The 2,858-nt window shown below is 35.5% G+C and carries 4 protein-coding genes; 2 read left to right on the top strand and 2 right to left on the bottom strand.

Features of this window, described 5'->3' with window-relative positions:
- Nucleotides 1-262: hypothetical protein (locus B3B27_RS08640; protein WP_286845422.1), on the top strand; the 262-nt coding region annotated here is incomplete at its 5' end.
- A gap of 101 nt (nt 263-363) precedes the next feature.
- Nucleotides 364-813, top strand: a complete 450-nt coding sequence (locus B3B27_RS08645) for a lipid-binding protein (protein ID WP_238866375.1) — start codon at nt 364-366, stop codon at nt 811-813.
- Nucleotides 814-829: 16 nt separating this feature from the next.
- Here the strand turns inward: B3B27_RS08645 and B3B27_RS08650 are convergent, their stop codons facing one another.
- Together B3B27_RS08650 and B3B27_RS08655 are read right to left on the bottom strand one after the other, a co-directional pair.
- Nucleotides 830-1,624, bottom strand: a complete 795-nt coding sequence (locus tag B3B27_RS08650; protein WP_286832674.1) for a helix-turn-helix transcriptional regulator — start codon at nt 1,622-1,624, stop codon at nt 830-832.
- Nucleotides 1,625-2,117: 493 nt separating this feature from the next.
- Nucleotides 2,118-2,762, bottom strand: a complete 645-nt coding sequence (locus B3B27_RS08655) for a 30S ribosomal protein S16 (RefSeq protein ID WP_238866372.1) — start codon at nt 2,760-2,762, stop codon at nt 2,118-2,120.
- Between the last annotated feature and the right edge of the window lie 96 nt (nt 2,763-2,858).

The raw sequence follows: 2,858 nt of genomic DNA on the forward strand, positions 1-2,858 counted from the left end.
GGGTTTTCAGCTGCCTGATATAATAAACCATCCCTCTATAATAATCTATCTTGACAGTTTTAACCGGATTTGTATCAATATTACAGGACGAATATTAAAGACTGCAACAGCTACTGTTTATGACAACACTGGTAATGTTGCCTATCAAAAAAAGATAAACCGTTTTCATAACGTGCTCCCATACAGGCCCACTACAGGAAAATATTATATACTTGTAAGGAATGGCGAAAAAGCGAACTTAAAAACAATATACATTAAATAAACAAGCCATATGGATAAACATATACATCATGACATGGCAACAGCCAGTGTATAACTGTAAGTTCATTTCAAAATTATCTAATAAAAAAACAGCAAAACAGTATGAAAAAAATAATATATTTATTTGGATTTATTGCTTTCACTCTACTAGCAGCATGCGAAAACGAAGTGGAAAGGATATCACTCCCCGAGCCTTCATTTTCAGCTACAGGTCAATGGGAAATAACTGCATACATCGATACCGTATCAGTATTTGGCCCCTTCAGGGTAATAACTTTTAAGGATAACTCATCAAATAACGACTCCATCACCATTCAGGATTCTGAAATGAAGTTCTGGAATTTTAGTGTAAAGGCTTTGTTGAATGAGAAAGATGGTACCTTTCAGACGAGACAATCAAACTGCGAACAGTGCGAAGAAGGAATAGGAATTAAGATTGCTAACGGAAAAATTGTCACTCCCGACAGTATCAGTTTTGAAATACAGTTTGAAGACGATATAACACCATACTGCAATACCTATATTCTTAAGGGCCACAGAACTATTAATTAGTTTAGAGGCCACCCTCCTAAGTGGTGACAGGCTGATTTTTACCTGTCGAATTCAAAAGTTCTTTCAACTTATCTACCAACTGTTTTTTGTTGAGTAAATCAAGCTTCTTGTTGATGCGATGAATAGTTACAAACACCGAATCAGGTGTCCTGTTGGTGATTGAGGCTATATCCTTGCTGTCCATATCGTTTACAAGCAATCCGCAAAGAATTACTTCCCGATTGGACAGCGAAGGGTATGCTTTTTGAATGATCCTCAACTCTTTTTCATAATAAACCAAATCGTTCAACGTCAGTTTCAGATTGTTCCCCTCTCTAAAATACTTTCTCATGGTAGCCTCATGCATCATTTTCCCGGTCCGGTTAAGATAGGGTTTCAATTTCGCCACTTCATCCTTTATTGAATAGAGCGACGATATTGAAGCCACCGAGTATTTTTCTGAAGCTTTGGAGAAATGGATAATGCAAATATTTCCAAACTTGTTATTATAAATCCGTTTCAGCGAATAATTCATAATCTCATGCTTGCCATTAAATAATACAACGTGTATCTTCTGATCAATGATAACGTCTTTATTAATCTTTTTTACCTCATCCTCCAAATAGGGGTTTATCCTTCTCCATGCGGCCAGATCAAACAATTCGGACACTTCCATCCCAAGTATTTTATATGCAAGATTGTTTAATATCACCTCCTTAACCGAAGGAATAAAGATTGCCGTCGGATAAGGCATTTCATTGATATCGATCACAATGTTATCTTTGAACTGATATTTTTTTTCAATCCTTACTTCTAATTTTTGTGTGTACATATTGCTGTAATTTTAATGTCATCACAAATATATAATAACAAGCATCTGAAATCACACAAACATCTTAATAATTTACTTACAATATATTACATATTTCTCATAAAAAACATTGTAACTATTTTACATAAAGGATTATAGATGCATATCTTTTTTTAGAATGATTCTATATTATTCAATGGGACTTCCCTATATTCTCAATGTAACTATAAATTATTATTCACTCAATCGGCGGTACTATTGTCTTGAAATATAATATTTTTAGCCGGGATGAAGAGAAAACAGTCCGGGAAATAGCTCCAAATATATTCGTAATACATTAAATATCTGTAGAATAAACCTGAGCGAAGCTAAACACTTTTTTCTGATTGTAAGGTTAAAAAAACATTCAACGCGAAATATTGAGTATTTAATAGATTACTGAAAATAAAAATCCCGGTACGGATGCACCGGGTTTTTTATTTGAGTATGTTTCATTTTTTTAATAAGCAATTCCCTATTTCTTATTATCTGAAGCCTGTTCAGCTTCCTTGGACTCTTCAGCTGATTTGAGAGTATCTTCTTTAACAAGTTTCTCAGCCTTGGGTTCTTCTGCCGGAGCCGACACTTCTTTAACATTAGGAGCGACTGTATCTACTGCTTCTGCCGATTCCTCAGCTACAGGAGCATTTGCAGCGTCCTCTTCTGCTCTCTTCTTTGCTAAAGCATCAGCTTTAGCCTTGTTTATCTCTTTTTCGGCATCAAGGCGGATTTTTTCTTCAGCACGTTTTTTCTCTTCTTCTTTATTTTTGATCGTCTGAGCAGCTTCTATTTTAGAATTTTTCCATGCATTGAATCTTTTCTCTGCTTCTGCTTCGTCAAAAGCTCCTTTTGCAACACCTCCCAATAGGTGTTTTTTCATTAATACCCCTTCGCGTGATAAAATGTTTCGCACAGTATCTGAAGGTTGTGCGCCTGTCTGCAGCCAATACAAAGCTCTGTCGAAATCTAAAGTGATCGTAGCAGGATTTGTGTTCGGATTGTATGAACCTATCCTCTCAATATACTTTCCATCTCGTGGTGCTCTGCTATCTGCAACAATAATCTGGTAAAAGGGATGATTTTTGCGCCCTCTCCTCTGTAAACGTAGTTTTGTTGCCATTTAGTAGTTCTATTGAAATTAATAATTTGTATTTGCGAGTGCAAAGGTAGAAATTATTTTATTCTTTACAAAGCATGTCTCACAAAAAAACGCATT

This window comes from Proteiniphilum sp. UBA5463, from assembly GCF_002427225.1.
Taxonomy (GTDB): domain Bacteria; phylum Bacteroidota; class Bacteroidia; order Bacteroidales; family Dysgonomonadaceae; genus Proteiniphilum; species Proteiniphilum propionicum.